Below are 23472 nucleotides of genomic sequence, written 5' to 3'. Positions count from 1 at the left end.
AAGCCAGCTCCCACAAAGGACCGTGCCCACGCTGAAACTGTAGGAGCCAGCCTGCTGGCGATGAACTCAAGTACGCCGCGTTTATCCAGGTCACACGCGTTATCGCTGGCAAACCAGCGCCTGCAATGCCCCGAAAATGCGTGAAGACCCCGCAAAAAAACCCCCTCACAGGGAGGGGGTCTGGTGTTTGCAAGGTTCTAACAGTTTCACCCATCTTCACCTGGACTTTCGTCAGCTCATCGCGCCGGAATTCCAGCGAACAGCCAGGTAGTCTCCTCGGCCGGCGCTGCGGCGTTGCGATTGCGCGCCCATTGGGTCAGCGCCACCATCGTCGCAAAGCCGAGCACGATCAATACCGGATAGGCCATCAGCAACTCGGTCAGCGAGTATTTCCAGGCCAGCGGTCGGCCGACACCGAGCATCGCGGCATACAGCCAGGAAACGCCCGACAGTGCACCAGAGAACAGGGCAAACATTCGCACATTGATAGGCAGGTCAAGCAAGGAACCGGCCTTGAGCATGGCGGGCAATACATAGCGGTGCAAGAGCATGCCGTTGAATGTCAGCAACAAGACAATAATAACTTTGGCTTGAAGTTTCGGGTTGGCAAAATAAGTCATCCCTTTATCAAGGTAATCAATACCTATTATCGCTGCACCGGTGATCCACAAGAACAGCAACGCATTGGAAACAGACTTCTGCAGACTGGCCATATGATCATTATCGTGCCCGGACGACACACGGCCTTTCAATAGATCCTTGACCATGGCGACATCGCTGGCAAACACCAGGCCAATGGCTACGCAGCAAGCCAACAGGTGTACGTATACAACTCCTAAACGCATGAACTCCATGGATTCTTTCTGGCCAAGCAGGCCGATCATTGTATTAATATCCACGTTTTACATCTCCACTTATTGCGGCAGTGTGAAGTGACCATGCCCCAGGCACGCGAATGAATTATCCACGCCTGCACAATCAAAGTTCACATTGATTGAAGCGACTAAATTAGTTTGGGTCTTACAAGAGAGAGCGACTCGCCCCGCGAGTCAGTGATGACGGCATACTATCACTCCAGGTCTCAGGTAAAAAAAATCCCCATGTGCATTCCATTCAATGCAGATGAGGTATACGTCCAATTTACTAGGGATTGCAGTGCGGAGCTCAAAGGATCCGCCTGCTGGAAGATCAGAGCCCAGCATATCCCGATCGTTCATTTTTCGAACAAAAACCTCGACAAACGGTACTGCCCATAATGCCTCGGGAGGCCGGTTTCATTGGCTGAAACCACTGTTACCAAGCGGCTGAATCGTTTCATTTATCATGTCGAAAAAAAAAGCGGATTTCGCGCGGAACTCACACCTTTTGACCCAGCGAATAGCGAGTTTTGCCTCGTACGAAGGCACGCCATTCGATGCTTGCTGAACAGGATCAAGCCAGCAACTGGCTGATCCACCGGACCTGGCGCGCGATGTCCTGCACCTTTTCCTCAGGCACGGTTCGCTGCGCCCCGGCAAATTGGCTCAGGGTCTTCTGCTTCTGGCGCAGCTTGCGCTGCCACTTGACCAGGAACGCCGGGCTGCGGGCCTGCATCTGCAACGGGCCGAAGTACAACTCTTGAGCGCTGTAGATCACTGGCCCGGCGCGCTCGGCGACGATGATTTCGTAGTCGAAACGATTTTCTCGCAGCACTTCCTCGCAGAGGATGCGATAGTCGTTTTCCATCAGCCACAGGCGCAATGGCTGCTCGCCGCCGTTGGGTTGCAGGATCAGGCGCTCCTGCCCGCTCAGGTACGCCTTGCCGCTGTCGAGGATGTCGCGGATCGTTTCGCCGCCCATGCCGCAGAGGCTGATCGCCGTGATCCCGTCTCCCGGCAGGATTGCCGCCAGGCCGTTGGCCAGGCGCACGCTGATCCGTTGTTCCAGATCGTTCTCGCGCACGGTGCGTTCGGCCGCGCGGAACGGCGTCAACGCCACCTCCCCGGCCACCGCCGCGGTGATGGCGCCACGGCGCATCAACGCCACCGGCAGGTAGCCGTGATCCGAGCCGATATCGGCCAGGCGCGCACCGGCCGGCACATGCGCCGCCACGCGTTCCAGGCGCATGGACAATGTCTGTTCGTTCAACTGCGGCCCCTTCTCACCACGAACGTCCGGCACCTTTGGCCGGAACGGGGCGCGATTGTGTCGGGCAATGCCGAGCATTTCAAATTTATGCGACCAGGTTACAACCCCCCCCTTCACGCGATCACGCCCGCATACACCGATCTGTCGACGTTTCCGCCGGACAGAATCACCCCCACCCTTTTTCCCGACATGGCTTCACGCTCGGCAATGAGCGCCGCAAGCGCCGCCGCACCGGCCCCTTCCGCCAGGTTGTGGGTATCGGTGTAATACACGCGCATGGCCTCGGCTATCTGCGCGTCACTGACCGCAACGATCCGCGCCGCACCTGCGGCATAGACGGCAAAGGCCTCAGGCACCGGCTTGCGTACGGCCAGACCGTCGGCAAAGGTGGTCGCCGAGGCGGTTTCGCACAGGGCGCCGGTGTTGAACGATAACTGTGCGGCCGCCGCCTCTGTGGAAACCACGCCCACCACCCGGGTGTCCAGGCCCAGGGCATCGCGGGCGGCGATCACGCCACAAATCCCCGATCCACAGCCAATCGGTACATAGACGGTATCCAGATCCGGCGCGGCGTTGAACAACTCCAGCGCATAGGTGGCGACGCCCTTGACCAGCTCGGTGTGAAACGGCGGCACCAGGAACAGGTCGTGCTCTTGCGCAAGCCGTGCCGCCTCTTCGCGGGCCTCATCGAAATCGCGGCCATACTCGACCACTTCAGCGCCAAAGCCGCGCATGGCGTTGTTCTTTTCGACCGAGTTGCCTTGCGGCACGACGATCAGCGCCCGCAAACCCAGTGCGCCAGCCGCCAGTGCAAGGCTCTGGCCATGATTGCCGCGGGTCGCGCTGACAATGCCCTTCACGCCCGGATGCTCGCGTTTGAGCCAGTGCATGAACGTGATGCCGCCACGCACTTTGAAAGCACCGGTAGGCGTGTGATTTTCGTGCTTGACCCACACCGTGCAACCCAAACGGCCGGCCAACAACGGCCAAGGGTACTGGGCGGTGGCGGACATGACCTGGTACACATGGCGTGCGGCCTGTTCGATGTCGTCGCGAGTCAGTGTGTGCATGAGTTGTCTCCCCGGGATTTTGCCCAGTCTGAACAGGAGCGCAGTACGCAGGCTTTCAAAAAACCGACCTGACTTTTGTGTGTCCTCTTCACTACTATGGCGCTCATGAGCCATCGAAACCGCGTGCATCCACCCCTGCTGTCCGAACCGATCCGCCGCATCGAGGCCGGCCCCTGGGCGATCGAATTGCTCCCCGGCTGCGCCTACGCAACCCGATACGTAGCGACCCAGGCGGGAATCGGCTTTGCCTTCGACAGCCAGCGAGGCCTGCACGCGATCGGCAGCGACCGGGTACAACCCTTCGATGCCCTGCCCAACGGCCTGGCGTTCGTTCCGGTAGGGTGTGACGTATTATCCGAATCGCCCAAGGGGGGTGAATATCTGCGGGTGATACGCACTGACGGTGTGGCGCTGGAGGGGGATCGCGCCTTCAACAATCGCATCGACCGGCAGGCCACGGCCCTCGCATGGCACATGCGCGCCGCGCTGTTGCACCCTGGCGTGGAGGACGACTGGGAGGCCTGGGCACTGGCATTGTCCGAGCGCGCGACGGCCAGCGAAGCCGTGTCGACACAGCCCCAAGGCTCGATAACCGGCAGCCGGATGCGCTTGCTCGATGAGTTCATTGACGCAGGCCTCGATGGCCCGTTAAGTGTACCGGCGATGGCGAGCCTGCTTGGCTTGTCCGAAGGCTACTTCATGCGGGCCTTCAAAAACGCCACCGGCAAAAGTCCCCATGCTTACCTGATCGATCGACGCCTGGCCAGGGCCCGCGCCCTGATGCGCGACTCGACCGCCACGCTGGCTGAAATCGCCTACGCCTGCGGTTTCAATTCCCAGGCGCATATGGCGACTACCTTCAGGCAACGCCTCGGTGTGAGTCCGGTGCAATTGCGTCGACAATGAAACGGCAGGAAAATCAGCGGTCGCGGGCGGGCAGCATGCCCTTGAGCACATCATCCTTTTCAACGAAGTGATGCTTGAGCGCAATCAGCAGATGGCCCACCACCAGCGCGCCGCACAACCACGACATGTAGGTGTGAACCGCCTTTGCCAGATCGTACAGGCTCTGATCGGGGTCAACGATTGGCGGGAGCATGAACAGCGCCGCCACCATGACGGGTTTGTCGGCGACCGAGCTCCAGTACCAGCCGGACAACGGCAGCCCGATCAAGGCCACGGCGTACAGCAGTACATGCCCGACCAGCGCACCACGCTTCATCCTCGGGCTCATCGAATCGGGTAGCGCCGGTGCCGGGTGACTCAATCGCCAGGCGATACGCACGACAATGAGAAACAGCAGCGTGCTGGCCATCGCCTTGTGCACGTAGGTGAGTTCATGGTGGGCATTGAACTCGTCACGCCAATGCGTTGCCACAATTCCGATAACCCAGGCCCCCAACCAGATCAGGGCCATGCCCCAATGCAGCCACTTGGCTGTACCGGTGTAACTTCCTTCCTTCGCCATCTCACTGTCCTGCCCGTCACTTTTGAAGGCGGATTATCGCGACAGGGTGTTATCGGAAAAACCGTGAAATGTTGCTTAAACACATCGAAATGTTTGATGTAGCTCGTATTTCGCTTTCGATCGGACAGGTCGAAATCGACCCCATGTGGCCGGTGGTCGTTGCATGTCGATTGTCCCCGGCGTTTGACTAAGCTTATTGAATCAGGGCGACCTGAAACCCGGGGGAGCAGCAACGGATCTGTATTGGCATTACGACGGTACGCTCAAAGGAGACGACCATGTATGCGGTGATAAGAACCTACCTGGGTGCTGGAGCCAAGCAGCTATTCGAGTTTATGGAAGAGCGCAGCGTCGACATCGAAACGACCTTGCGCACAGTACCTGGCCTCGTAAGCTACACACTGCTCAATACGGGTGATGGTGGTACTTCGATCACTGTTTGCAAGGACAAGGCCGGCAGTGATGCGAGCCTGAAAGTTGCCCGTGAGTGGATTCAGAAAAACACTTCGCATATCCGCGCGAACCCACCGATCGTGACGGAAGGTCCGGTCATTGTGCAGATCAACTAGCGACCGGTCCGCAGGATGGCGAGTGCTATACTTTTTTTCAGATTGCATGAAGTGTGCAACGTTCCCCACGGTTCAGACACCGACTGCAAATCCAGGTTAATCGCTGCCGGACAAAGGAGGTCTACAGCAAATTCGAGTCGGGAGGTGTGGCATGAATCGGCACTATTACATCAGTGACAATCTCAACGATCTTGAAACCGTTGAATATGAACTGGAAGCCAGCGGCATCAATTCTGAACAGATACATGTGCTCAGTGAAAAAGTTGCCGATGTCGAACAACATCACCTCCACGAGGTTAACTCGTTATTGGAACAGGATGCTGTTCACTCGGGTGAGATTGGCGCGGTGATCGGTTTGCCACTGGCGGCACTGGTTCTGGGTGGCGCCTATTGGATGGGCTGGACCGAATCCGCCGCAGGCTGGATGCCTTTTATCTTCCTTTCCATTGTCATCCTGGGCTTTTGCATCTGGGAAGGCGGTTTTTTCGGGTTCCAGATGCCCAACACTCACTTCCGCAACTTCAAACAGGTGGTAAACGAGGGCAAACATATCTTCTTCGTCGATGTTGAGCCGAACCAGGAATCGGTACTGGATCAGGTAATCAGGCAACATCCACAGCTGGAGATAGCCGGCACTGGCGCGGCAGCCCCCCATTGGACTGTGGCCTGGCAGCACAAATGGCATCAGTTCAAGCGAGTGATATCGGGTTAGCGCCTGGAGACTCAAGGTCATCCGCAAACGGCTTACTGGCCAAAGAAAATGACCCGGCTGAGGAATATATAGTCAGCCTCGGTGGCCATCAGCCCGACGAGCACCAGCAAACACAGAGGTGGCACCAATATGGCGTAGACCATAGCCAACCGCTCCCAGGCCATATGCATGAAGATGGAGACAATCAAACCTGCCTTCAACAACATGAACGTGATAATCAGGGACCACCGAAGATAGCCATGGAAGTGGAAATAGTCGACCAGGTACGACAGCGTGCTGAGGACGAATAACAGCCCCCAGATTTTAAGGTACAAACTGATTGGATGTTGCTGACCCTGAGCATGTGCCATCACCCGCCCTCCTCTACCATAAATAGAAGAATGCAAAAATAAACACCCACACCAAATCCACGAAGTGCCAGTAGAGCCCGGCGATCTCGACGTTCTGGTAGTTTCCGGAGCGTTCATAATCTCCGCGCAACACTTTCAGCGCCACAATGCTGAGGTAGATGGCGCCGATTGACACATGCAGCCCGTGAAAACCGGTAATCATGAAGAAGCTGGCACCAAATTGCGCAGCCCCCATCGGGTTCCCCCACGGACGCACGCCTTCTGCGATGAGCTTGCTCCATTCAAATGCCTGCATGCCGACGAACGTCACACCCAGGGCAGCGGTCGCCAGCATCAGGGCCGTCGTTTTCGCGCGATCACGGCGATAGGCGAAATTGACGGCCATGGCCATGGTGCCGCTGCTACTGATCAGCACAAAGGTCATGATGGCGATCAGAATAAGCGGGATTTCCCTTCCTCCGATCGTCAAGGCAAACACTTCACTCGGGTTCGGCCAGGCCGTCGTGATGGTCATGCGTACCGACATATAGCCGGTTAAAAAACAGGTGAATATGAACGTATCGCTGAGCAGGAAGATCCACATCATCGCCTTGCCCCAGGGCACCTGCTTGAAGGCCTCTTTGTCCGTGGACCAGTCGCTGGCGATACCTTGCCATCCCAGGGCGGGTGGCAAGCCTGGTGGATCGGATGAACCGGTCTGGGCTTGGGCTTGGGCTTGGATTTGGGCGTGCGGATGCGATGCCATGGCTTTTCACCTCAGGCCGCAGAATCTGGCGATGGCTTCATAGGTTTGCGGCGTGCTGGCCAGCAGAGCAAACAGCACGAACCAGAGACCCAGCAAGTAATGCCAATAGATGGCACAGAGCTCTACGCTGGCGCTCAGTTGCGCCACCGGCACATGGCGCATAAATTTGGCGACTATCCAGCACCAGGCGATCAGTCCGCCCAGCAGGTGCAGCCCATGTAGCCCGGTCAACAGGTAGAAAAAACTGTTGGCCGGATTGCTCGCGACAAAGTAGCCCCAAGCAACAAACTGCTGCCAGACCCAGAGTTGTCCCGCCAGAAAGGCAATTGCAAAGACGCCCGCCAGTGCAAAACCAACCACGGTTGCGCCCAGTCGAGCCTGTCGGGCGGCCATGCGCGACCATTGCAGTGCGATGCAGCTCAATAGCAGAAAAGCCGAGTTCAGCCATAGCGGCCGCAAATTGCCTAACGGCGCCAAAGGCTCTGTCAGGGGTAGCCAGTCGGCCATTTGTGAACGGGCAACAAAGGCGATCAGGAAGAGGAAGAACAACGAACTGACCACCACCAGAAACAAGCGCAGGCCCACTCTTGCGATTTGACTTCTATTGGCACCCTCAGAGTCCTGAACACCCTCAGGGTCGCGATTCCAGCTGCCGCCGGGGTCGGCGCCGTCGGCGTTTCTCAATAGCAGTCTGTTCATGTCTTGACGTCCGCTATTTTGGTTCCGGCATGAAGTTGGCGCATGTGCTCCAGTTCCTCGGCGGAGACTGTTTGCGGCACGAAATCCTGTTCTATCCCCGGCACGCTGTAGTCATAGGCCCAGCGATGCACGACCGGCAACTTCTCTCCCCAGTTACCGTGTATCGGCGGGGTGTTCGGCGTTTGCCATTCCAGGCTGGCCCCGCCCCAGGGATTACTGCCGGCGGGCTTACCCTTGAATGCACTCCAGGCCATGTTGAACAGGAACAGCAACTGGGAAACCCCGACAGTCAATGCGACCACGGTAATGAAGGCATTCAGCTCTTGCGCCGACTGCGGGATGAACGCGTAGTTTTCATAGGCGTAGTAACGGCGAGGCATGCCCTGGAAACCCAGGTAGTGCATAGGGAAGAAGATGGCGTAGGTGCCCAGAAAGGTAATCCAGAAATGCAGCTTGCCCAGGGTGTCGTTGTACATGCGCCCGGTGACTTTCGGGAACCAGTGATAAATACCGCCGAACACCACCAGTACCGGTGCGACCCCCATGACCATATGAAAATGGGCGACGACGAAATAGGTGTCCGAGAGCGGAATATCCACGATCACATTGCCGAGAAACAACCCGGTCAGACCGCCGACCAGGAAGGTCACGATAAAGGCCAGGGCAAACAGCATCGGCACGGTCAGATGGATGTCGCCGCGCCACAGGGTCAGTACCCAGTTATAGACTTTCAGCGCGGTCGGCACCGCGATGATCAAGGTGCTGACGGCGAAAAAAAAGCCAAAGTACGGGTTCATTCCGCTGACATACATGTGGTGCGCCCAGACCACAAAACTCAGTACTCCGATCGCAACAATGGCCCACACCATCATTCGGTAGCCGAAGATGTTTTTACGCGCATGGGTACTGATCAGGTCGGAGACCAGGCCAAATGCAGGGAGAGCGACGATGTAGACTTCCGGGTGGCCGAAAAACCAGAACAAGTGCTGGAACAATATCGGGCTGCCACCCTGGTGATCGAGCTGCTGCCCCAGCGAGACCATCGCCGGCATGAAGAAGCTGGTGCCCAACAGCTTGTCAAACAGCATCATGACCGCGCTGACGAACAACGCCGGGAAGGCCAGCAAGGCCATGATCGAAGCCATGAAGATGCCCCACACCGAGAGCGGCATGCGAAACAATGTCATGCCGTGCGTGCGCGCCTGCAACACCGTGGTGACGTAGTTCAACCCGCCCATGGTGGCGGCGACGATAAAAATCGCCAGTGAGACGAGCATCAGGACAATGCCCCACTCCACGCCCGGTGTTCCCTGAGCGATGGACTGTGGCGGATAGAGCGTCCAGCCGGCACCCGTGGGGCCGCCGGGGACGAAAAAACTGCTGAGCAACACCACTACCGCCAGCAGGTAAAACCAGTAACTGAGCATGTTGACATAGGGGAAGACCATGTCGCGGGCGCCCACCATCAGCGGGATCAGGTAGTTGCCGAAGCCCCCCAGGAACAAGGCCGTCAGCAAGTAGATGACCATGATCATGCCGTGCATGGTCATCGCCTGATAGTAAGTATTGGCATCCATGAACGCCAAACTGCCGGGGAAGCCTATCTGCATGCGCATCAAGCCGGACAGCACGAGGGCGATAAGCCCCACGAACAGAGCCGTCAAGGAGTATTGAATGGCTATGACCTTGTGGTCCTGACTCCAGACATATTTGGTCAGGAAGCTTTTGGGCTCGTGCAGTGCTTCTGTTTCGGCTTGCTCCGCATAGGCCATCACGTCATCCTCGTTCCGAAGTTTCAGTGTGTTTCTGGCTGCTTTACGGCTACTTCCCTGGCTCCGCCTTGGTCGCATCAGCGTCAGCATTCGCTTTGGATTTGATAAAAGCGATCAGTGCATTCAGCTCCTTGTCACTCGGAGCAAGCGTCGGCATTACGGCTGGATAGCCCTTGACGATTTTGGCATTGGGATGAAGAACCGACTCTTTCAAATAGCCCTCATCGACCTTTACGCTCGTATCGTCGGCAAGGGTTTCCGTCTTGCCATACAGACCCTGCCAGCTGGGGCCGACGCCCTTGTTGCCATCGACACTGTGGCAGGCCAGGCAGCCAAGCGACCCGGCCAGTCGCTGCCCCTGCGCCACCAGGTCTTCGCCCGGGCTCGACGCTTCGCCGGTCGAAGGTTGATCGTCTTGCCCGGCAGCACCCAGTGATTTGATCAGGGCGATGACAGCACCCAGTTCGTCGTCTTTGAGAGTATAGGCCACCATGACCGGCGGGTAGCCCTGTACCAGGCGGGCCTTCGGATCGAGAATCGACTCTTTCAGGTAGGCCTCGTCGACCAGCACACCGGTGCCATCGGCAAGCTGTTCAGTGCGGCCGTACAGCCCCTTCCATCCCGGGCCGAGACTGGCACTGCCATCCTGGCTATGGCAGGCCTTGCAGCCTAGCTGTTCGACCAACTGACGACCTTTTTCCAGCACGCTGTCTCGACCGGGTTTGGCAGCTGTGGTCAATGTCTGCGCAAAAGTCGGTTGGCTTTTTAGCCATTGATCGAAGACGCCCTGTTCTTCCACGATCATATGGCCACGCATGTTGTAATGACCTACACCACAAAATTCAGCGCAAAGGACTTCGTATTTTCCGGTTTTGGTCGGCGTAAACCAAAAGTACGACACCATCCCTGGCACCATATCCATCTTGCTGCGAATTTGCGGAACATAGAAATCGTGCAGGACATCTTTAGAGCGCAATAGAACTTTCACCGGCCGATCGAGCGGAAGGCGAACTTCATTATTCATGACAAGTACATCGTCCTGGCCTGCAGGATCCTTGGGATCAAGGCCGAGGGGATTGGTGGAGTCGACAAACCTGATATCCGACTTGCCCAGCTTTGCGTCTTGCCCGGCAAAACGATAGGCCCACTGCCACTGCTGGCCGACCACTTCAAGTTCGTAGGCATCTTTCGGCACCCGGATGAAATCGTTGTAGACAACCAGGCCTGGCGCCAACATCCCGGCGATGCCTGCCGAGGTAACGATGATCAGCCATGTTTCCAGTTTTTTGTTTTCCGGCTGGTAGGCCGCCCTGGCACCCACCTTGTGACGATAACGAATCACCGCTACTGCCATGAACCCCGTGATGGCAATGAAAAATATTCCGCTGATGATCAGGGTGATGAACAGGGTGGTGTCTATGGATCCCCAGTTGGAAGCGGCTGTTGTCGCATGCCAGGGCGCCAGTATGTGGAATAGCACGGAGGCAATAACGATGAGTATCAGGACAATTGCTATTGCCATTTGCTCTTCATCCTATTCCTGTTGTTCATTGGTTATGCAATAAGCATCGCCACTGACGTCCAAGCAGGGCCGACAAATACCACCCGTCCGGGCGCTAAAGTCAGTAAGAAGTATAGAGCGATCGGCTTGTACCGTGAGGCCGGCAAGTGAGTTCCGGTTGCCAGCTATACTTGAGTGCTGATGACGGATGGCAGAGTTCGGCACCGCAAAGTTCGAACCCTGCCCTTGCAGCGTCGTCAAACAAATGTGGTGACATTGAGCAGGGACGGTAGCCACACAGTCCAGCAATCCACATGGGAGGTTTCGTCATGAGTGCCCTGACGATCGAAGGCTGGTGCAAAACCAGCAGCGACCAAAAGTCCACCCCGATGGGGGAAGTCCATTTCTACGTCGACGGACCTCTGCATGTCCGTCTGGAAGAGGCCGAAGAGCGCCTGCAGAAGACCCACGAGCGTGAAGCCATGGTCGATGTCGATATGGACTCGATGGATTTGAAAATGCCCGAGGGATTCGCGCCCTTGTCCGACTGTCAGATGCGTGTCTATCTGCACCACGAACGCGGTCAGTTTCATCTGGTCGGGCATCGTGCGAGCGATGGCAGCCTGGTTTATACCAACGCGGTGCTGATCGATCAGTTGCTTGAGTAGCGTCAAGAGATTCGCTGCATCGATCGTTCTGCGCGGTGCGGTGCCGAAATATCACTGATCGTTGAACCGGACACCCGGAGCCTCAAGACCTGGCGTACCGCAATGCGTGCCCGCTAGTCCTCGAAACGCCCGGTGGAATCCCGATCGCGCTCGTAGCGTCGTGTGAGCGCAAACGCCGGTAGCCAGGCCTCACGCCGCACGACCCAGCTCTCGTAGGTCGGCGTCAGCTGGTCCGGGGCATCCAGGGATCCGAGGTTCACTTCGATTTCGTCTGCACTGCGCGCGAACACGGACGAACCGCAGTGCGGACAGAAATGCCGCCCGGCGTAGTCACGGGTTTCGCCTTCTATCGTCACCGCATCCTGATGAAATATCGCGGACGCGTGAAACAGCGCCCCATGATGCTTGCGGCAGTCGAGACAGTGACAAACGCCAACCCGGAACGGGCGCCCCGATGCGACTAGGCGCACCTTGCCGCACAAACAACCGCCGGTGAATCGGTCCATGGGGTGTCTCCTCCAGCCGTCCGAAACGGCGAATCAGCGTGGAAACAGGAACGTCACGGCGGCGCGAAAGCCCCAGCCTTGCGGGCCGTCTTCCGGGCTGTCGAGCCAGTAGCGTGGGCCGGCCTGCACGGTCAGCGGTTGACCGCCGATCTTCAACAATTGGGTGACCGTGAGGTTGACCGGGACCGACCATTCCCGCGATTGCCAGTTGTAGGTTGACTCGGTGTTGACCCCGTAGGTCGTGAGCGTATGGGTGGTGTACGAGAGGAAGGGTTGCAGGAAGGTCTGGTTGACCTTTTCCTTGTTGTCCGGCGGGCTGTCGTCCAGGCCCCAGATATGGTTGGCCAGAATGCCGCGGGTCCAGCCATTGGACTGTTTCAGCGCCACCCCTGTCGGGCCCAGGCCCCATTGCTCGCTGCCGAGCAATTCGTCACTGCCGGTCGGTATCAGCAACGCCGGGCCGGCACCGAGTATCCAGCCACTTGCCGTCGGCTTGGTCGGCGAGAAGAAAAAACTCTGGGTGATATCGCCGGTGCCGGATTTATCCGCCGCGCCATTGGGGGCCAGGCCGTGCTGGTCGATGATCGGCAGAATGGTGCGAGAGATGAGATTCCAGTCCTCGTTCAGGGCAAACGGCAGCACCGGCTGGATATTGGTCACGCTGTGCATGCCCTCCCCGGTCGGCCCCATTTTCTGGTCCCAGTTGTACTGCACCGGCAGGCTGTACATCGCGGCGACCGGGTTGAGGGCTTTTTTCGCCAACTCTGCCGCATCCTCAGCCTGAGCCATCGGGATGCAGCCCAATGCAACGACGAGTGTCGACGCGCTACCCATCCACCCTTCTTTCAAATCCATCTCACTCACCTGTCGTTGTCAAACACCGGCGTTGCAAAGGGTTAGCGTAGGCAACTGTGATCAATGTGCAACCCGGCCCGGCCCCTCGCTGGCCGTGTGTTTAACGGTTTTTGAGAGTTTTTGATTCGGATTATCCCACTGCTGCAGGCAGCATTCGGCCCGCATTGACCGGCGTGCAAACACCTGTACCCGAATGACAACTTTCATCACGTGAGAACCGAACACATGGGCATGTCGAATAAATGGATTGCGGGTATTGCTTTGAGCTGTGTATTTCAGGTCGGCTGTGTCTCGAAAGTGGCGCAACAGGAGCAATACTCGGGCTTTCTGGGCAATTACCAGGGCCTGGAGGAGCAAACTACGCCGAGTGAACAGAAGGTCCTGCGCTGGGTATCGCCGGGGTTCGATCCTCGCGCCTACTCCACTGTAGTGTTCAGGCAGATGGAGCTGTATCCGGCGCCGAAGCCGACCGCGCGCGTCAGCCTGAAGACCCTGCAAGACCTGCAATTGATGGCCAGCAACAGCGTCAAGCAAGCCTTTTCCCGCCGCTATGCGATAGTCCCTTATCCGCAACTGGCACCGACCGATTCGCGATCGCTGATCCTGCAAGCGGCGATCACTCATGTCAGCGCCAACAACGAAGGCATGCACTGGTATGAGGCCGTTCCGATCGGCGCCATTGTCGGGGCAACACAAGCAGCCACCGGGCATCGGGATCAGACTGCTGAGATGTACATCGAAGCCAACCTGATCGATGCCAAGACCGGTTTGCCGGTTGCGAAAATGGTTCGCAAGGTGTTTGGCGCGACACTCGACAATGCCCAGCAGCCGGTGCTTGCCAGTGACTTCAAGGTCGCGCTCAAGAGCATGACAGACGATATGCAGGCCCTGCTCCTCAAGCACTGATGCCCGGATAAACCCCATCGCACACAGGCTGGCATGGGGTTTCAACCGCGCTTGTTCCCTGACAAACCGTCAGCCGTGCCGACGCCTGACGTGAGACCCCATCATGAAAATACTGGTCCATACCCTGGCGGTGCTGATGCTGTTGCTGAGCACCCGCGCCCTGGCAGTGACGGTGATCCCCCTCAAAGGTCAGGCTTCCCAGACCATCGCACAGGACACCAGTGCCTGCCAATCCCAGGCCAACGCCCAACATCCGGTACAAAGCACCGTGCCATCCGGTGGTCGGGCAAAGGGCGCCGCAACCGCCGCCGTAGCCGGGGCGACCGCAGCTGAGGTCCGCGGCCGCCAACATGAAAACGTCTATGACCAGATCGACGACGACACCCGGCAAGACTATCGCCAGAACCAGGCACGCAGTGCCGCGGCGGCCGGCGCCGTGGTGGGGGCTTCCAGACAACGCCAGGCGCGCCGGCAGAATGATGCGGCGAGCGAGCAAAGCGTCACTGCCAACAATTCCGTCTATAGCAGTTGCCTGCAGCAGCGAGGCTACGATGTCTTGCCTTGAGCGGCGGCGACACTGACCTGAAACATTGACCGACCTTCTTCACCATGACTCAACGAACCGAATCGAATTTGAGGGCTTCACCGATGCGCCTTGCAGGTGTTCCTGTCGTGATCCTCGCTTCCTGGCTCCTGGCCGGTTGCGCGACCTCCCCTAATAACCCGACTTCATCGTTGCAAACGGACAAATCGCCCGAGCAGTATGTCGACTGCCTTGTACCGAAGTTGAAGGACAACGCGATGAGCCCGGTCGTATCCGGGAGCGAGCGCAGTTACCGGGTTGTCGTTTCAAGCAAAATTGCCGTAGACACCGTGCTGGAAACCCACAGGGCCCAAGATGGGGGCAAGGTGTATTTGTACGAGCGCCAATTGCTGGCCTCGACCTTCAGGCCATCGAGCATCGAGCGTGCCGCGCAGGAATGCCTGTAACGCCGATACACCTCCAAAAAAGGCTCTTCACGCAATCCCGAGAACCTGTAGGAGCCAGCCTGCTGGCGATGGACTCCAGTGCGCCGCGTTCATCCAGGTCACCCGCGTCATCGTTAGCGACCATCGCTGGCAAGCCAGCTCCTACAGGGGACCGCGTTCATCCAGGTCACACGCGTTATCGTTAACGATCATCGCTGGCAGGCCAGCTCCTACAGAGGACCGCGTTCATCCGGTTCACACGCGTTATCGTTGACGACCATCGCTGGAAAGCCAGCTCCTGCAATTTCCCGAACCCAAAAAAAACCCCGCGTCCTCCATGAAGGGCGCGGGGCAAATGCCGTTGAACGAGAGGTGAGGATCGTTTGCGCCGCGTGAGGCAAAGCCTGAGCGCGATGCGTGTCAACGCTCCTCGAGATCCATTAAAAGCGCTCACGAGCCTGGTTCAAAGCTAATTGGAATCAAAAATAATCTGCCGTTGACCGGGTGCACAAACAACAATCATTGACTTGTATTGTGAACCTCTCGACCCGTCCGGGAGCAGCCAATGCCTTGTCCGGACAGCGCAGGCAATCCGCCCCGAGCCTGGCTACGCGCAAACTCACCCGCCCGAGCTTGCAGTTTTCGGATAGCGCAAAACATCCTTTCAAAGCATCATTCGTACTGTCAAAATCAAAACCCGTGGGTCATCCAGCAATGCTTTTCCTTCGTTTGATTCAACTGATACCGCTGACAGGCAGGGCTGTTTACCGCGCCGCGCGCTCCTGAACCGAGCCGGTCCCGCATCGTAAAGGCTCCACAGCGCGCCTTGCGCCTGGTCCTTATCCATTTCATCTCCCAGTCCCGAATGTACCGAGCCAAATCCGGCCCCTATACTCAGGCCAGCACGCCTGATCGGAAGATTTCTATGAGCTACACCTTCAAGTTGAAAAATGGCGCCGTGGCGATGTTCGACCCGGACAGCGCCATGCTCACCCTTACAACACCCCATGGAGATGTACAGAATTCCACGCTAGGCAGAGCCGAATCGCGTCTATTGGACCTGCTGCTGATGGAGCCAGGTGTCACCAAAAGCCGCGATGAAATCATCGACTACACCTGGAATGACCGCGTGGTTGCTTCCGGCAGTTTGAATCAAACCGTTTTCTCACTACGAAACATTTTGAATGACAGTCGCGATCACGAGATCCTGATGACTGTTCCTCGCCGGGGATATTGCTTCAACCGGCACTTTGTCGTCGATGCAGCAGCCGACGTACCGGCACCCTCGGAAGAAGCTGTGCAGCCACCGGCAACCACGCCTGGACAACGACCGCCACTGGATGGCGATGAGTCGCTGGCGTCCTCGAGTAAAACCGAAAAATCCACCTGCATTACCAAGGCCCAACTGATCGCTTATATCGTTACCCTGGCAGTCGTGGCCTTGACGGTCTTTCAGTTCGACTTCGAGGCGCCAAAAATTGAAATTTCCAGCGTCGACAAGAATGGACTGATCATCCATGCCGTAGGCAATGATCTTGCCGAGGCACAAGCGTTGCTGGAGCTGTCGGCCAAACAATCAGAACAGCTTCCACCCAATCTGAAAGGCCAAGTCTGGATCAACCTGTACAAAACCAACTATTCCGTTTCGTGCATTCGCCCGGATCTAAGCACTGCAAATCTACAATTAAACAGCGCCGAAAAAGACCTCGCCATGATGATTCGTCAATGCTTGGAAGTTACCTTATGAAGTTTGAAATTCCGCAAGCGGTTCACTGGCCGGTTATCGCCTTGATCAATGCACTGTGCATTTTCTCCTTTTTTTATTCTCCTTCGCACTACATGGAAAATACCAGCTATCAAACCAAGGCCCGGCAATGGCTGGAAGATCTCAATCAACTCAACACCGAAGAGTACCTCACTATCGGGCATGGTCGACTCACCGGAACCACGCTGGAAAGCCTGAATGGGAAAATACGCAATGCAACCATTTCGGCCAATATAATCAGAGAAAGCAAATCGCAGGTTCAGATCAAAATCAGTAACGTCAAACTCAGCCAGGACAATGAACTCTTTGCCATTGAAAAGACCCCTGACCTGTTTTTCAGACGCCAATACGTCTTGCAAGAAGGTGCCATCCTGAACTACGAATTGATCCCCACACAGAATAAAAACGCCGTGTGCTTTTACATACATGATCTTGGCCGTTTGCGCTGCATGAACCATTAATTGACTCAGCACCCGCCTGGCACAGGCTCCTGTCCAAGATCACTTCAAATAAAAATAACAGTTATTGACTTGAATCAGATGGCGTCCCGGAAAAAAAATCCCCTGCCAATAATCTCTGGAATCGAGCCTGCTTGATTCTCGTCCGGGACAATGCCCTACACAGGGGAATCAAGTGAAAACAATGCATTTCCTGCGCAGTAATAAATCGACGACCTTCGGATGCCTGGCGGTTCTATTCCTGTCTGCCCTGCCCTTTTGTTCGTTAGCGAACGACGAGCATGCCGTCGAAAGCACGACCATTGAATATTATGAAATTCAAACAAACCCGGATGACACTCAGAAATTATCGCATCTGAAAATCCATAGTGAGAATGAGTATCATACGGACGAGCAGGACACTGATTCCGCCCTCCCTACTCCGCCACAAAGCGATACCGGAATGAGTTACGCCACCTCACTCATATTACTTTGAACAGCGCGACATTCTCCGTCACAAGCGGCAATTGCCTCTTCTGACAACCTGAAAATATGAGTTATTGACTTTGGAAGGCGCAGTCGGGGTGGGATTATTTACAGACCACGTCGTGGCAGAGATACAGCTGACACTGGGTTCTGCCTGATTAAACTGTAAATAAGGAAATCGCCTCGATGCTACTGAAAAACTTCGTCACCGTGTCGTTTGGTTTATTGCTTTCCCTCAAGGCCATGGCCGACGACAAGGGCATCTACAGTACAAAATTGACGAGTGTCGAAACCAACAAGAAGGCTGCGGATTCTGTGAAAACTGGCTATCAGGTAAAAACGGGTTACCGTGTTGACGACTTTTATTCCTTTACAGCGGCAGCCATTGACCCGATGAAACCCCAATCGAAAATCTTCAGTCCGATGGTTGACTCGCGCAACGTACAACAGCTGGACGACTCGGCATCGCACAGCAATTACGCGTTTTCAGCGGAACTGGAAATAATCCGGGGGCTCTGACAATCCTCCCGACGCGCCTATACCTTCATCCGGCATGTGACCGTCATCGCCGCACGGACAGTCAATGCCTGATCCTAATCATTTAACAGGTGAGCTTTCAATTTCATGAGTATCGCACCTCCCGATGAAATCTTTCATTTGTCTTCTGCCCTGCCAAGCCAACTGAACAGAACCATAGGCAACTGGGAAATGAGCCTTATCCCGACCGAGCACGAGGCGCGCATCCGGCAACACAGGCTCTTTCACAGCCCTGAACTGCAGTGCAGTCGCCTCGAGTTCGACTCATCCGTCACCCTGGTCAGTTCTGTCCCCGCCGGATTCGTCACATTCGCCATTTCGCAGGCCCCAATTGGCCGTCCCGTCGTAAACAATCAAAAACTGCGGCCTGACGAAATCATCGTACTGCACAGCGACGAATCGGTGCATTACACCTGCGAACCGAATGAGACACTGTTCACCATCACCACAACACTGGAGCACTATGCCCGGTGCCGCCAACTTCACCCTGTCAAAGACATACTGGCGAACAGAACAAAACACAGTTACCAGGTTGATAACTTTCAATTCATACAGTCTGCCATTCAAGCCATCAGTGCTTGCTGTGTCGACATCAATGACGCTGCCTCGCCACAGTACGCTGAAGCAGAGCGTTCAACGATTGAAACTGCAGTACTTGCGTCTGTATTGCAATCATTGACCCCCGCTGGCGGCTTCAGCCGTAAAGTCCCGACCAGACGCAAGGTGGCGATAGAAGCCATCGAGTACATTCATGACAACATCAAGAAAACGCTCACCATCAAGTCACTCGTAAGGCAACTTGAGACGACCACCCGCACCCTGCATTTTGGCTTTATCGAGACATTCGGCATGTCGCCAATCGCCTATATCAGAAACCTGAGACTCGCCAGTGCCCGCCGCGACCTGATCAATAAAACATGGCCCACCGTGACGGAAACCGCGATGTACTGGAACTTTCATCATCTGGGCCGATTCTCCAAGGCCTATCAGACTGCTTACGGAGAGACACCGTCAGAAACGGCCAGACGCAATTCAGACAGGCCCAGGAACATCACCTCATCCCTTTACAATCAGGTCGTTGGCACCTTTCCACCAAGCCCCGGAAAATGAGGATTAATAATTTCCGTTGATTAACCATGGATGCCGACAATTGCTTGTTTTCCCACTCAAGGAGATAAGCATGCTTCATCGAATAAACACGCTGCCACTCAAGCAGAAAATCATCCTGTGCATGACCGCCTATGTCAGCGGCATCTTATTGGCCTGGGTCATTGACTGGTACTGAAGAGGTTTAACTCGCGACTGCAAGGTGCACAGTGAAATAATGAAACCTCGGGGTTTTCGATGATTGCCGTATATAAAGCGTTATCTGGAAGGCACGCAATCACTGTATGTCTGATTGCTGCAGCGGGCTGGGCCGCATGGTTCTGTGCCGCAGGTTTGGCGGAGTCAGTCATTGCACGGAAGTTGAGTAACGTTTATGCCGACCTGCGTGCGGCTCAAGTGGAGCCCAATGCGCAGATCGACAAGGTACTGGAAGCCCTCGGCGATCTTGATCGCTCAGGTCAGGAATGCTCGGTCGAGCAGTATTCACAACTGGCCGACCTGGTCAAAGACCTGCGTTTTGTTGATCAAGCGGCAATCCAGTTGCCCAACGGCAAGATCTGCTCCTCCTATGGACAAGAACTCCCGTCGATACTGGCCGGTAATGAGAAGCGCAAGTTCTCCGTTGGAAAGCGAACCTATTGGGTCGATTCCGGCCACGCCGTTTCTGCGGACACCGACTTTATCATCGTGTCGGAACAGTCGACCTACGTCTGGGCAAACAAGAAGATCCTGCTCGACAACTTGAAGTTTCCCGAGGACTTGCAACTGGACCTCATAGGCCCCGGCGGCGCAGTCCCCATTGCCTCCACCGGCCTCAAGCCCCTGCAGATGCTGAAGCCGTTCCACCTTGAAGAACTGGTCACCTCGGCAGATAAAGCCCTCATCGCCTTTGCCGGCAACCGAAATGAGCTCATTTCGGTCATTTCGCTTCCGTCGAGCTACCTGACAGCGCTCAAATTCAAATTATTCATTGGCCTTGCGTGCGTGTTCGCAACGCTGTTGTTGCTCGCAAGGTATGCCCGGCGGCATTACACCTCTACTGCCGTACGACTTCGCAAAGCCCTGAACGCCAACACGCTGGGCGTTCACTATCAGCCCATCGTCAACTTGACGACGGGCTATCTGGTCGGCGCCGAATCACTGTCTCACTGGAGCGACAACGGCACCCCTGTGCCTGCGGACGTGTTCATTGCCGAGGCGGAGAAGTCTGACCTGATCCGCAAACTGACGCGTTCGGTAATTCGACAAGTAGCGGAGGATTACAGCACTTACCTTTGGGCGTGCAAGGACTTCTACATTACGGTCAATCTGTCCGCGCAGGATATTCAGGATCCGGACTTTCCAGACTATGTGGCCAGCGTGCTGGCAACCTACAACATGCCTGTGTCAGCCATGGCCTTTGAAATCACCGAAAGAACCATGCTCGACCAGAAGCCTGCCGCCATGCAATTGCGCCGGCTGCGTGCGTGCGGTCATCGCATCGCCGTGGACGACTTCGGTATCGGCTATTCCAACCTCTCGCTCCTCGATTCAGTGCCTTTCGACATCCTGAAAATAGATCGCTCGTTCATCGCCGGCGACAAGATCGCAGCGGAGGATGCCCTGTGGCGACACATTGCCCAGTTGGCCAAGTCGCTAAGACTCAAGGTCGTGGCTGAAGGTGTCGAGACTGCGGAGCAACTGCCGCATCTGGTTGCAGAGGGCGTCCTGTTGGCACAAGGCTGGTTGTTCTGCAAAGCGCTGCCTGCCCAGGCACTGGCAAGGCGCTACTTTCAATGCCCGGCAAACAACCCGCCTCACGACCCGAAAATATCAATCAATGATTTCTATTAACCCCCCATGGCCCCTCAAATGCTCGCCGAACCCTAACACCTGACAAACCTGTACAAGGACTCCACTACACATGCTACTTCGAAACCTTGGCTTCGCCTCTCTGCTATCGCTGCTGTCTTTCCAGGCGCTCGCTGATGACAAAGGTTTGTATCTTGGAGCTGGCGTAAGCAGCATCCAGACCGAAGAATCCCGACTGGACGACGAGGACACCAGCTACAAAGTTTATGCAGGCTATCGCGTCAACAGCTACCTGGCCTTCGAAGGTGCCTACGTCGATCTCGGTCAATTCAAGGACAAGAACATCGATTTCGACGGCAAGTCGGCTCAGGCTGCCGCCCACGTCGGCTTTCCGCTGGGTGATCGGGTGCGGTTGTTCGGCAGTGTCGGTGCCCACGCCTGGGACGCCGACGGCAATGCCACCGACGACGATACCGGAGTTGACCTGACCTACGGCGTCGGCGTGGAGTTTGACGTCTTTCGCAACATCGGCCTGCGCGCTGAATACGAAGTACTGGAGGTCGGAGAGATCGACCTGAATCAGACAACTGCATCCGCCTATATGCTTTTTTAACACCGCTGCAACTGAGCGACCGTTCCTCGGTCGCTCATCGCACTTGCCGCAATGCCCGACCTGGCACTGCCCCCCTGCCATTACTTCAACGTATCCTTCGACTCTTGCGCCGGCGCCATGTACCACTTGTCCCTTGGCACCCATTTTTCCTGTTGCGGATCACCCAGGTAGTGCGGCGACATGATCTGTACGCCGTACTCGTTGAACACATCCTGGATGTTGGCGTGCAGCATGCTCAGCAGTACCGCTCGCGGCCGTGGCTGGCTGGGGATGGCCTGGGCCACCAGCCGGTACTCGGGGTAGAAGTCCGACAACGCCGTCTGGAATACCTGCGGCGGTGGGGTTTCGAGGACGCCGGGCGTGCGTCTGGCGGCTTCCAGCAACATCCCTTCGACCTGTCGCCAAGGGGTGTCATAACCAATGGTGACCACGGTGTCGACCACATATCCGGGGCCTTGTACAACCCGTGAGTAGTTCTTGGTGACGGTGCCTGTGATCATCGAGTTGGGCAGGGTCAGCACTTCGCCCAGTCCGGTACGGATGCTGGTGGTGAACATACCCAGTTCGGTGACAGTCCCTTCGTGCTCGCCAATGCGCACGAATTCACCGGGGCGCAGGGTTCGGGTGTACGTCAGGATCAATCCGGCCGCCGCCTGTCCGACAACGCTGGAAGCACCCAGCGAGATCATCAGGCCGACCAGCACCGACAAGCCTTTGAACGCATCGGTACCGGCACCCGGCAAGTAGGGATATGCCATGGCCAGGGCAAACAGCCAGATCGCCAGTGATGTCAGGCGTTGAGTCGGCTTCAGGGTTTCGTGGTTCAGCCAGTTGAAGGTGCCGGGCGTGGCCATGCGCCGCAGTATCCGGCGAGAGAAGGCGGTCACGCCTCGCGCAATGAAGAAGATCGCCAGCGCCACGCCGAGCCCGGGGATGGCCCCGAGAATCCCTTGCAGCAAATAGTCGGCGACTTCCAGCAGATAGTTGTTAAGGCTTTCACCCCAGGGCCGAGTGTAGGGAAACCGCGACAGGACAAACCCCAGCCACTCGTAGGTGAGCAGCAGCACGATGACCCAGCGCAGCAATTCCAGCACGCGGCTGACCAAGGGATAGAGGAAGTTGGCGTCGATCAGCGGTACCCGCCCGACCTTCAGGGCCTGGGTGTGCCGATGCATCAGGTCGGGCAGTTTTTTCAGCAGTTTGCGCCGTAGAAAAACCATGGCCAGGAGCAGGCCCAGATAGATACCGGTGGCGAGCAGCGCGGCGCCCACCGACCAGAGTATCAAGTGCAGGCTGCGAGCTTCCTGGGTTTCGGCCACCACCTGACGCAACCGTTCAGCGGCGGCTTCGGCGGCTTGCTGCACTGAGTCGAATTCGGTGGCGTCGAAATCCTTGGGCGTAACGATGAAAGCGCGGCGAGAACCGAGCAGCACCATGTAGCTTGTCATGATCGGATCGAGGGTAACCTTCAGGTCGTCGTCCTCGTCCAGCGCCTCACCGATCACCGCTTTCGCCCGTTTGACCCGCGAGGCCGGGGCTTCACCGAGGAGGGTCGCGCGAAACACCACGACACTGCGGTTGGCCACTTTCAGTTCAGCAGGGGCATCAGCCACCTTTGGTGAATCCTCGGCCCACAGCTGCAACGACCAGAACAACCCGAAAACAGTGAACAATACAACGAGCAACCTGCTCCGCATCTGTCAGATCCCTACTTCACAAATTTCTGGTCGAGTGTACGTACCGCAGCGTAGTTCACCGATGAGCGGTTGTCAGATGGGTGCTTCTGTAGGAGCGAGCCTGAACTGGCCTAATGATCCCG

Annotated in this window: 26 protein-coding genes; 14 read left to right on the top strand and 12 right to left on the bottom strand. The window is 56.7% G+C overall.

Annotation, left to right across the window (positions count from 1 at the left end; genetic code table 11):
* Positions 1-236: 236 nt before the first annotated feature.
* The 3 genes from PMI26_RS06725 to PMI26_RS06735 form a co-directional block, all read right to left on the bottom strand.
* A complete protein-coding gene (locus tag PMI26_RS06725; RefSeq protein ID WP_007977914.1) occupies positions 237-884 on the bottom strand; it encodes a hypothetical protein in 648 nt (215 codons plus the stop codon).
* 547 nt (positions 885-1431) lie between these two features.
* Positions 1432-2127, bottom strand: coding sequence for a tRNA (adenine(22)-N(1))-methyltransferase (locus PMI26_RS06730; protein ID WP_338009689.1), 696 nt, complete (start codon positions 2125-2127; stop codon positions 1432-1434).
* Positions 2128-2240: 113 nt separating this feature from the next.
* The gene (locus PMI26_RS06735; RefSeq protein ID WP_007977910.1) at positions 2241-3197 is read right to left on the bottom strand and encodes a threonine dehydratase; all 957 of its coding nucleotides are present in this window, start codon (positions 3195-3197) and stop codon (positions 2241-2243) included.
* 96 nt (positions 3198-3293) lie between these two features.
* On the opposite strand from PMI26_RS06735, the gene PMI26_RS06740 reads away from it, so the two are divergent.
* Positions 3294-4103, top strand: coding sequence for a helix-turn-helix transcriptional regulator (locus tag PMI26_RS06740; RefSeq protein WP_033048161.1), 810 nt, complete (start codon positions 3294-3296; stop codon positions 4101-4103).
* 13 nt (positions 4104-4116) lie between these two features.
* Here the strand turns inward: PMI26_RS06740 and PMI26_RS06745 are convergent, their stop codons facing one another.
* Positions 4117-4665: a cytochrome b gene (locus PMI26_RS06745; RefSeq protein WP_007977906.1), complete on the bottom strand. Its 549-nt coding sequence runs from the start codon at positions 4663-4665 to the stop codon at positions 4117-4119.
* 278 nt (positions 4666-4943) lie between these two features.
* Here PMI26_RS06745 and PMI26_RS06750 point away from each other — a divergent pair, with 278 nt between their 5' ends.
* Positions 4944-5234: a hypothetical protein gene (locus PMI26_RS06750; protein ID WP_007977903.1), complete on the top strand. Its 291-nt coding sequence runs from the start codon at positions 4944-4946 to the stop codon at positions 5232-5234.
* A 151-nt stretch (positions 5235-5385) separates the two neighbouring features.
* Entirely contained in the window at positions 5386-5946 is a 561-nt protein-coding gene (locus PMI26_RS06755; RefSeq protein WP_007977901.1) for a hypothetical protein, read from the top strand.
* 32 nt (positions 5947-5978) lie between these two features.
* Here the strand turns inward: PMI26_RS06755 and PMI26_RS06760 are convergent, their stop codons facing one another.
* The 5 genes from PMI26_RS06760 to PMI26_RS06780 are packed head-to-tail and all read right to left on the bottom strand — an operon-like array spanning position 5979 to position 11034.
* Entirely contained in the window at positions 5979-6296 is a 318-nt protein-coding gene (locus tag PMI26_RS06760) for a cytochrome C oxidase subunit IV family protein (RefSeq protein ID WP_007977898.1), read from the bottom strand.
* A 13-nt stretch (positions 6297-6309) separates the two neighbouring features.
* Complete coding sequence (locus PMI26_RS06765) at positions 6310-7041, bottom strand: heme-copper oxidase subunit III family protein (protein ID WP_007977896.1); 732 nt, start codon at positions 7039-7041, stop codon at positions 6310-6312.
* Positions 7042-7047: 6 nt separating this feature from the next.
* Positions 7048-7740, bottom strand: a complete 693-nt coding sequence (locus PMI26_RS06770) for a cytochrome c oxidase subunit 3 (RefSeq protein WP_007977895.1) — start codon at positions 7738-7740, stop codon at positions 7048-7050.
* Positions 7737-9512, bottom strand: a complete 1776-nt coding sequence (gene ctaD / locus PMI26_RS06775) for a cytochrome c oxidase subunit I (RefSeq protein ID WP_007977892.1) — start codon at positions 9510-9512, stop codon at positions 7737-7739. Before ctaD ends, PMI26_RS06770 begins: the two co-directional genes overlap by 4 nt.
* A 49-nt stretch (positions 9513-9561) precedes the next feature.
* Complete coding sequence (locus PMI26_RS06780) at positions 9562-11034, bottom strand: cytochrome c oxidase subunit II (RefSeq protein WP_007977890.1); 1473 nt, start codon at positions 11032-11034, stop codon at positions 9562-9564.
* A gap of 308 nt (positions 11035-11342) precedes the next feature.
* On the opposite strand from PMI26_RS06780, the gene PMI26_RS06785 reads away from it, so the two are divergent.
* Positions 11343-11681, top strand: a complete 339-nt coding sequence (locus PMI26_RS06785; protein ID WP_007977888.1) for a hypothetical protein — start codon at positions 11343-11345, stop codon at positions 11679-11681.
* Positions 11682-11794: 113 nt separating this feature from the next.
* Here PMI26_RS06785 and PMI26_RS06790 read toward each other — a convergent pair whose 3' ends face one another.
* Both PMI26_RS06790 and PMI26_RS06795 read right to left on the bottom strand, forming a co-directional pair.
* Positions 11795-12187 carry a GFA family protein gene (locus PMI26_RS06790; protein ID WP_007977886.1) on the bottom strand — a complete coding sequence of 131 codons (393 nt, stop codon included), beginning with the start codon at positions 12185-12187 and terminating at the stop codon, positions 11795-11797.
* 33 nt (positions 12188-12220) lie between these two features.
* Complete coding sequence (locus tag PMI26_RS06795) at positions 12221-13042, bottom strand: hypothetical protein (RefSeq protein WP_007977883.1); 822 nt, start codon at positions 13040-13042, stop codon at positions 12221-12223.
* 225 nt (positions 13043-13267) lie between these two features.
* On the opposite strand from PMI26_RS06795, the gene PMI26_RS06800 reads away from it, so the two are divergent.
* The 10 genes from PMI26_RS06800 (at position 13268) to PMI26_RS06845 (ending at position 21653) form a co-directional block, all read left to right on the top strand.
* Positions 13268-13948, top strand: a complete 681-nt coding sequence (locus PMI26_RS06800) for a DUF3313 domain-containing protein (protein ID WP_007977881.1) — start codon at positions 13268-13270, stop codon at positions 13946-13948.
* Positions 13949-14051: 103 nt separating this feature from the next.
* Entirely contained in the window at positions 14052-14513 is a 462-nt protein-coding gene (locus PMI26_RS06805; protein ID WP_007977879.1) for a hypothetical protein, read from the top strand.
* An 83-nt stretch (positions 14514-14596) separates the two neighbouring features.
* Positions 14597-14938 carry a hypothetical protein gene (locus PMI26_RS06810; RefSeq protein ID WP_007977877.1) on the top strand — a complete coding sequence of 114 codons (342 nt, stop codon included), beginning with the start codon at positions 14597-14599 and terminating at the stop codon, positions 14936-14938.
* Between the two features lie 904 nt (positions 14939-15842).
* Entirely contained in the window at positions 15843-16664 is an 822-nt protein-coding gene (locus PMI26_RS06815; RefSeq protein WP_007977875.1) for a winged helix-turn-helix domain-containing protein, read from the top strand.
* The gene (locus PMI26_RS06820; protein WP_007977874.1) at positions 16661-17143 is read left to right on the top strand and encodes a hypothetical protein; all 483 of its coding nucleotides are present in this window, start codon (positions 16661-16663) and stop codon (positions 17141-17143) included. The genes PMI26_RS06815 and PMI26_RS06820 overlap by 4 nt, the downstream gene beginning before the upstream one ends.
* 181 nt (positions 17144-17324) lie before the next feature.
* Positions 17325-17615 (top strand): hypothetical protein, encoded by a 291-nt coding sequence (locus PMI26_RS06825; protein ID WP_007977872.1) that lies wholly within the window; start codon positions 17325-17327, stop codon positions 17613-17615.
* 176 nt (positions 17616-17791) lie between these two features.
* Positions 17792-18124, top strand: coding sequence for a hypothetical protein (locus PMI26_RS06830; RefSeq protein ID WP_007977871.1), 333 nt, complete (start codon positions 17792-17794; stop codon positions 18122-18124).
* A 105-nt stretch (positions 18125-18229) separates the two neighbouring features.
* Entirely contained in the window at positions 18230-19252 is a 1023-nt protein-coding gene (locus PMI26_RS06835) for a helix-turn-helix domain-containing protein (RefSeq protein WP_007977869.1), read from the top strand.
* A gap of 234 nt (positions 19253-19486) precedes the next feature.
* The gene (locus PMI26_RS06840; protein WP_007977866.1) at positions 19487-21082 is read left to right on the top strand and encodes an EAL domain-containing protein; all 1596 of its coding nucleotides are present in this window, start codon (positions 19487-19489) and stop codon (positions 21080-21082) included.
* Positions 21083-21152: 70 nt separating this feature from the next.
* Positions 21153-21653, top strand: a complete 501-nt coding sequence (locus PMI26_RS06845) for an outer membrane beta-barrel protein (protein ID WP_007977864.1) — start codon at positions 21153-21155, stop codon at positions 21651-21653.
* A gap of 80 nt (positions 21654-21733) precedes the next feature.
* Here the strand turns inward: PMI26_RS06845 and PMI26_RS06850 are convergent, their stop codons facing one another.
* Positions 21734-23350 carry a mechanosensitive ion channel family protein gene (locus PMI26_RS06850; RefSeq protein WP_007977862.1) on the bottom strand — a complete coding sequence of 539 codons (1617 nt, stop codon included), beginning with the start codon at positions 23348-23350 and terminating at the stop codon, positions 21734-21736.
* Between the last annotated feature and the right edge of the window lie 122 nt (positions 23351-23472).

The sequence above is a fragment of the Pseudomonas sp. GM33 genome (assembly GCF_000282295.1).
Lineage (GTDB): Bacteria > Pseudomonadota > Gammaproteobacteria > Pseudomonadales > Pseudomonadaceae > Aquipseudomonas > Aquipseudomonas laurylsulfatiphila.
This window is presented reverse-complemented; position numbering and strand designations above follow the sequence as displayed.

Excerpts from the sequence above, each read along its gene's own strand:
- ctaD (WP_007977892.1), bottom strand. The coding sequence starts at position 9,512 with ATGGCCTATGCGGAGCAAGCCGAAACAGAAGCACTGCACGAGCCCAAA.
- PMI26_RS06770 (WP_007977895.1), bottom strand. The coding sequence starts at position 7,740 with ATGAACAGACTGCTATTGAGAAACGCCGACGGCGCCGACCCCGGCGGC.
- PMI26_RS06810 (WP_007977877.1), top strand. The coding sequence starts at position 14,597 with ATGCGCCTTGCAGGTGTTCCTGTCGTGATCCTCGCTTCCTGGCTCCTG.
- PMI26_RS06725 (WP_007977914.1), bottom strand. The coding sequence starts at position 884 with ATGATCGGCCTGCTTGGCCAGAAAGAATCCATGGAGTTCATGCGTTTA.
- PMI26_RS06840 (WP_007977866.1), top strand. The coding sequence starts at position 19,487 with ATGATTGCCGTATATAAAGCGTTATCTGGAAGGCACGCAATCACTGTA.
- PMI26_RS06830 (WP_007977871.1), top strand. The coding sequence starts at position 17,792 with ATGCTACTGAAAAACTTCGTCACCGTGTCGTTTGGTTTATTGCTTTCC.
- PMI26_RS06765 (WP_007977896.1), bottom strand. The coding sequence starts at position 7,041 with ATGGCATCGCATCCGCACGCCCAAATCCAAGCCCAAGCCCAAGCCCAG.
- PMI26_RS06805 (WP_007977879.1), top strand. The coding sequence starts at position 14,052 with ATGAAAATACTGGTCCATACCCTGGCGGTGCTGATGCTGTTGCTGAGC.
- PMI26_RS06750 (WP_007977903.1), top strand. The coding sequence starts at position 4,944 with ATGTATGCGGTGATAAGAACCTACCTGGGTGCTGGAGCCAAGCAGCTA.
- PMI26_RS06735 (WP_007977910.1), bottom strand. The coding sequence starts at position 3,197 with ATGCACACACTGACTCGCGACGACATCGAACAGGCCGCACGCCATGTG.
- PMI26_RS06790 (WP_007977886.1), bottom strand. The coding sequence starts at position 12,187 with ATGGACCGATTCACCGGCGGTTGTTTGTGCGGCAAGGTGCGCCTAGTC.
- PMI26_RS06740 (WP_033048161.1), top strand. The coding sequence starts at position 3,294 with ATGGCGCTCATGAGCCATCGAAACCGCGTGCATCCACCCCTGCTGTCC.
- PMI26_RS06745 (WP_007977906.1), bottom strand. The coding sequence starts at position 4,665 with ATGGCGAAGGAAGGAAGTTACACCGGTACAGCCAAGTGGCTGCATTGG.
- PMI26_RS06795 (WP_007977883.1), bottom strand. The coding sequence starts at position 13,042 with ATGGATTTGAAAGAAGGGTGGATGGGTAGCGCGTCGACACTCGTCGTT.
- PMI26_RS06755 (WP_007977901.1), top strand. The coding sequence starts at position 5,386 with ATGAATCGGCACTATTACATCAGTGACAATCTCAACGATCTTGAAACC.
- PMI26_RS06835 (WP_007977869.1), top strand. The coding sequence starts at position 18,230 with ATGAGTATCGCACCTCCCGATGAAATCTTTCATTTGTCTTCTGCCCTG.
- PMI26_RS06785 (WP_007977888.1), top strand. The coding sequence starts at position 11,343 with ATGAGTGCCCTGACGATCGAAGGCTGGTGCAAAACCAGCAGCGACCAA.
- PMI26_RS06850 (WP_007977862.1), bottom strand. The coding sequence starts at position 23,350 with ATGCGGAGCAGGTTGCTCGTTGTATTGTTCACTGTTTTCGGGTTGTTC.
- PMI26_RS06845 (WP_007977864.1), top strand. The coding sequence starts at position 21,153 with ATGCTACTTCGAAACCTTGGCTTCGCCTCTCTGCTATCGCTGCTGTCT.
- PMI26_RS06760 (WP_007977898.1), bottom strand. The coding sequence starts at position 6,296 with ATGGCACATGCTCAGGGTCAGCAACATCCAATCAGTTTGTACCTTAAA.
- PMI26_RS06780 (WP_007977890.1), bottom strand. The coding sequence starts at position 11,034 with ATGGCAATAGCAATTGTCCTGATACTCATCGTTATTGCCTCCGTGCTA.
- PMI26_RS06800 (WP_007977881.1), top strand. The coding sequence starts at position 13,268 with ATGGGCATGTCGAATAAATGGATTGCGGGTATTGCTTTGAGCTGTGTA.
- PMI26_RS06815 (WP_007977875.1), top strand. The coding sequence starts at position 15,843 with ATGAGCTACACCTTCAAGTTGAAAAATGGCGCCGTGGCGATGTTCGAC.
- PMI26_RS06825 (WP_007977872.1), top strand. The coding sequence starts at position 17,325 with ATGCATTTCCTGCGCAGTAATAAATCGACGACCTTCGGATGCCTGGCG.
- PMI26_RS06820 (WP_007977874.1), top strand. The coding sequence starts at position 16,661 with ATGAAGTTTGAAATTCCGCAAGCGGTTCACTGGCCGGTTATCGCCTTG.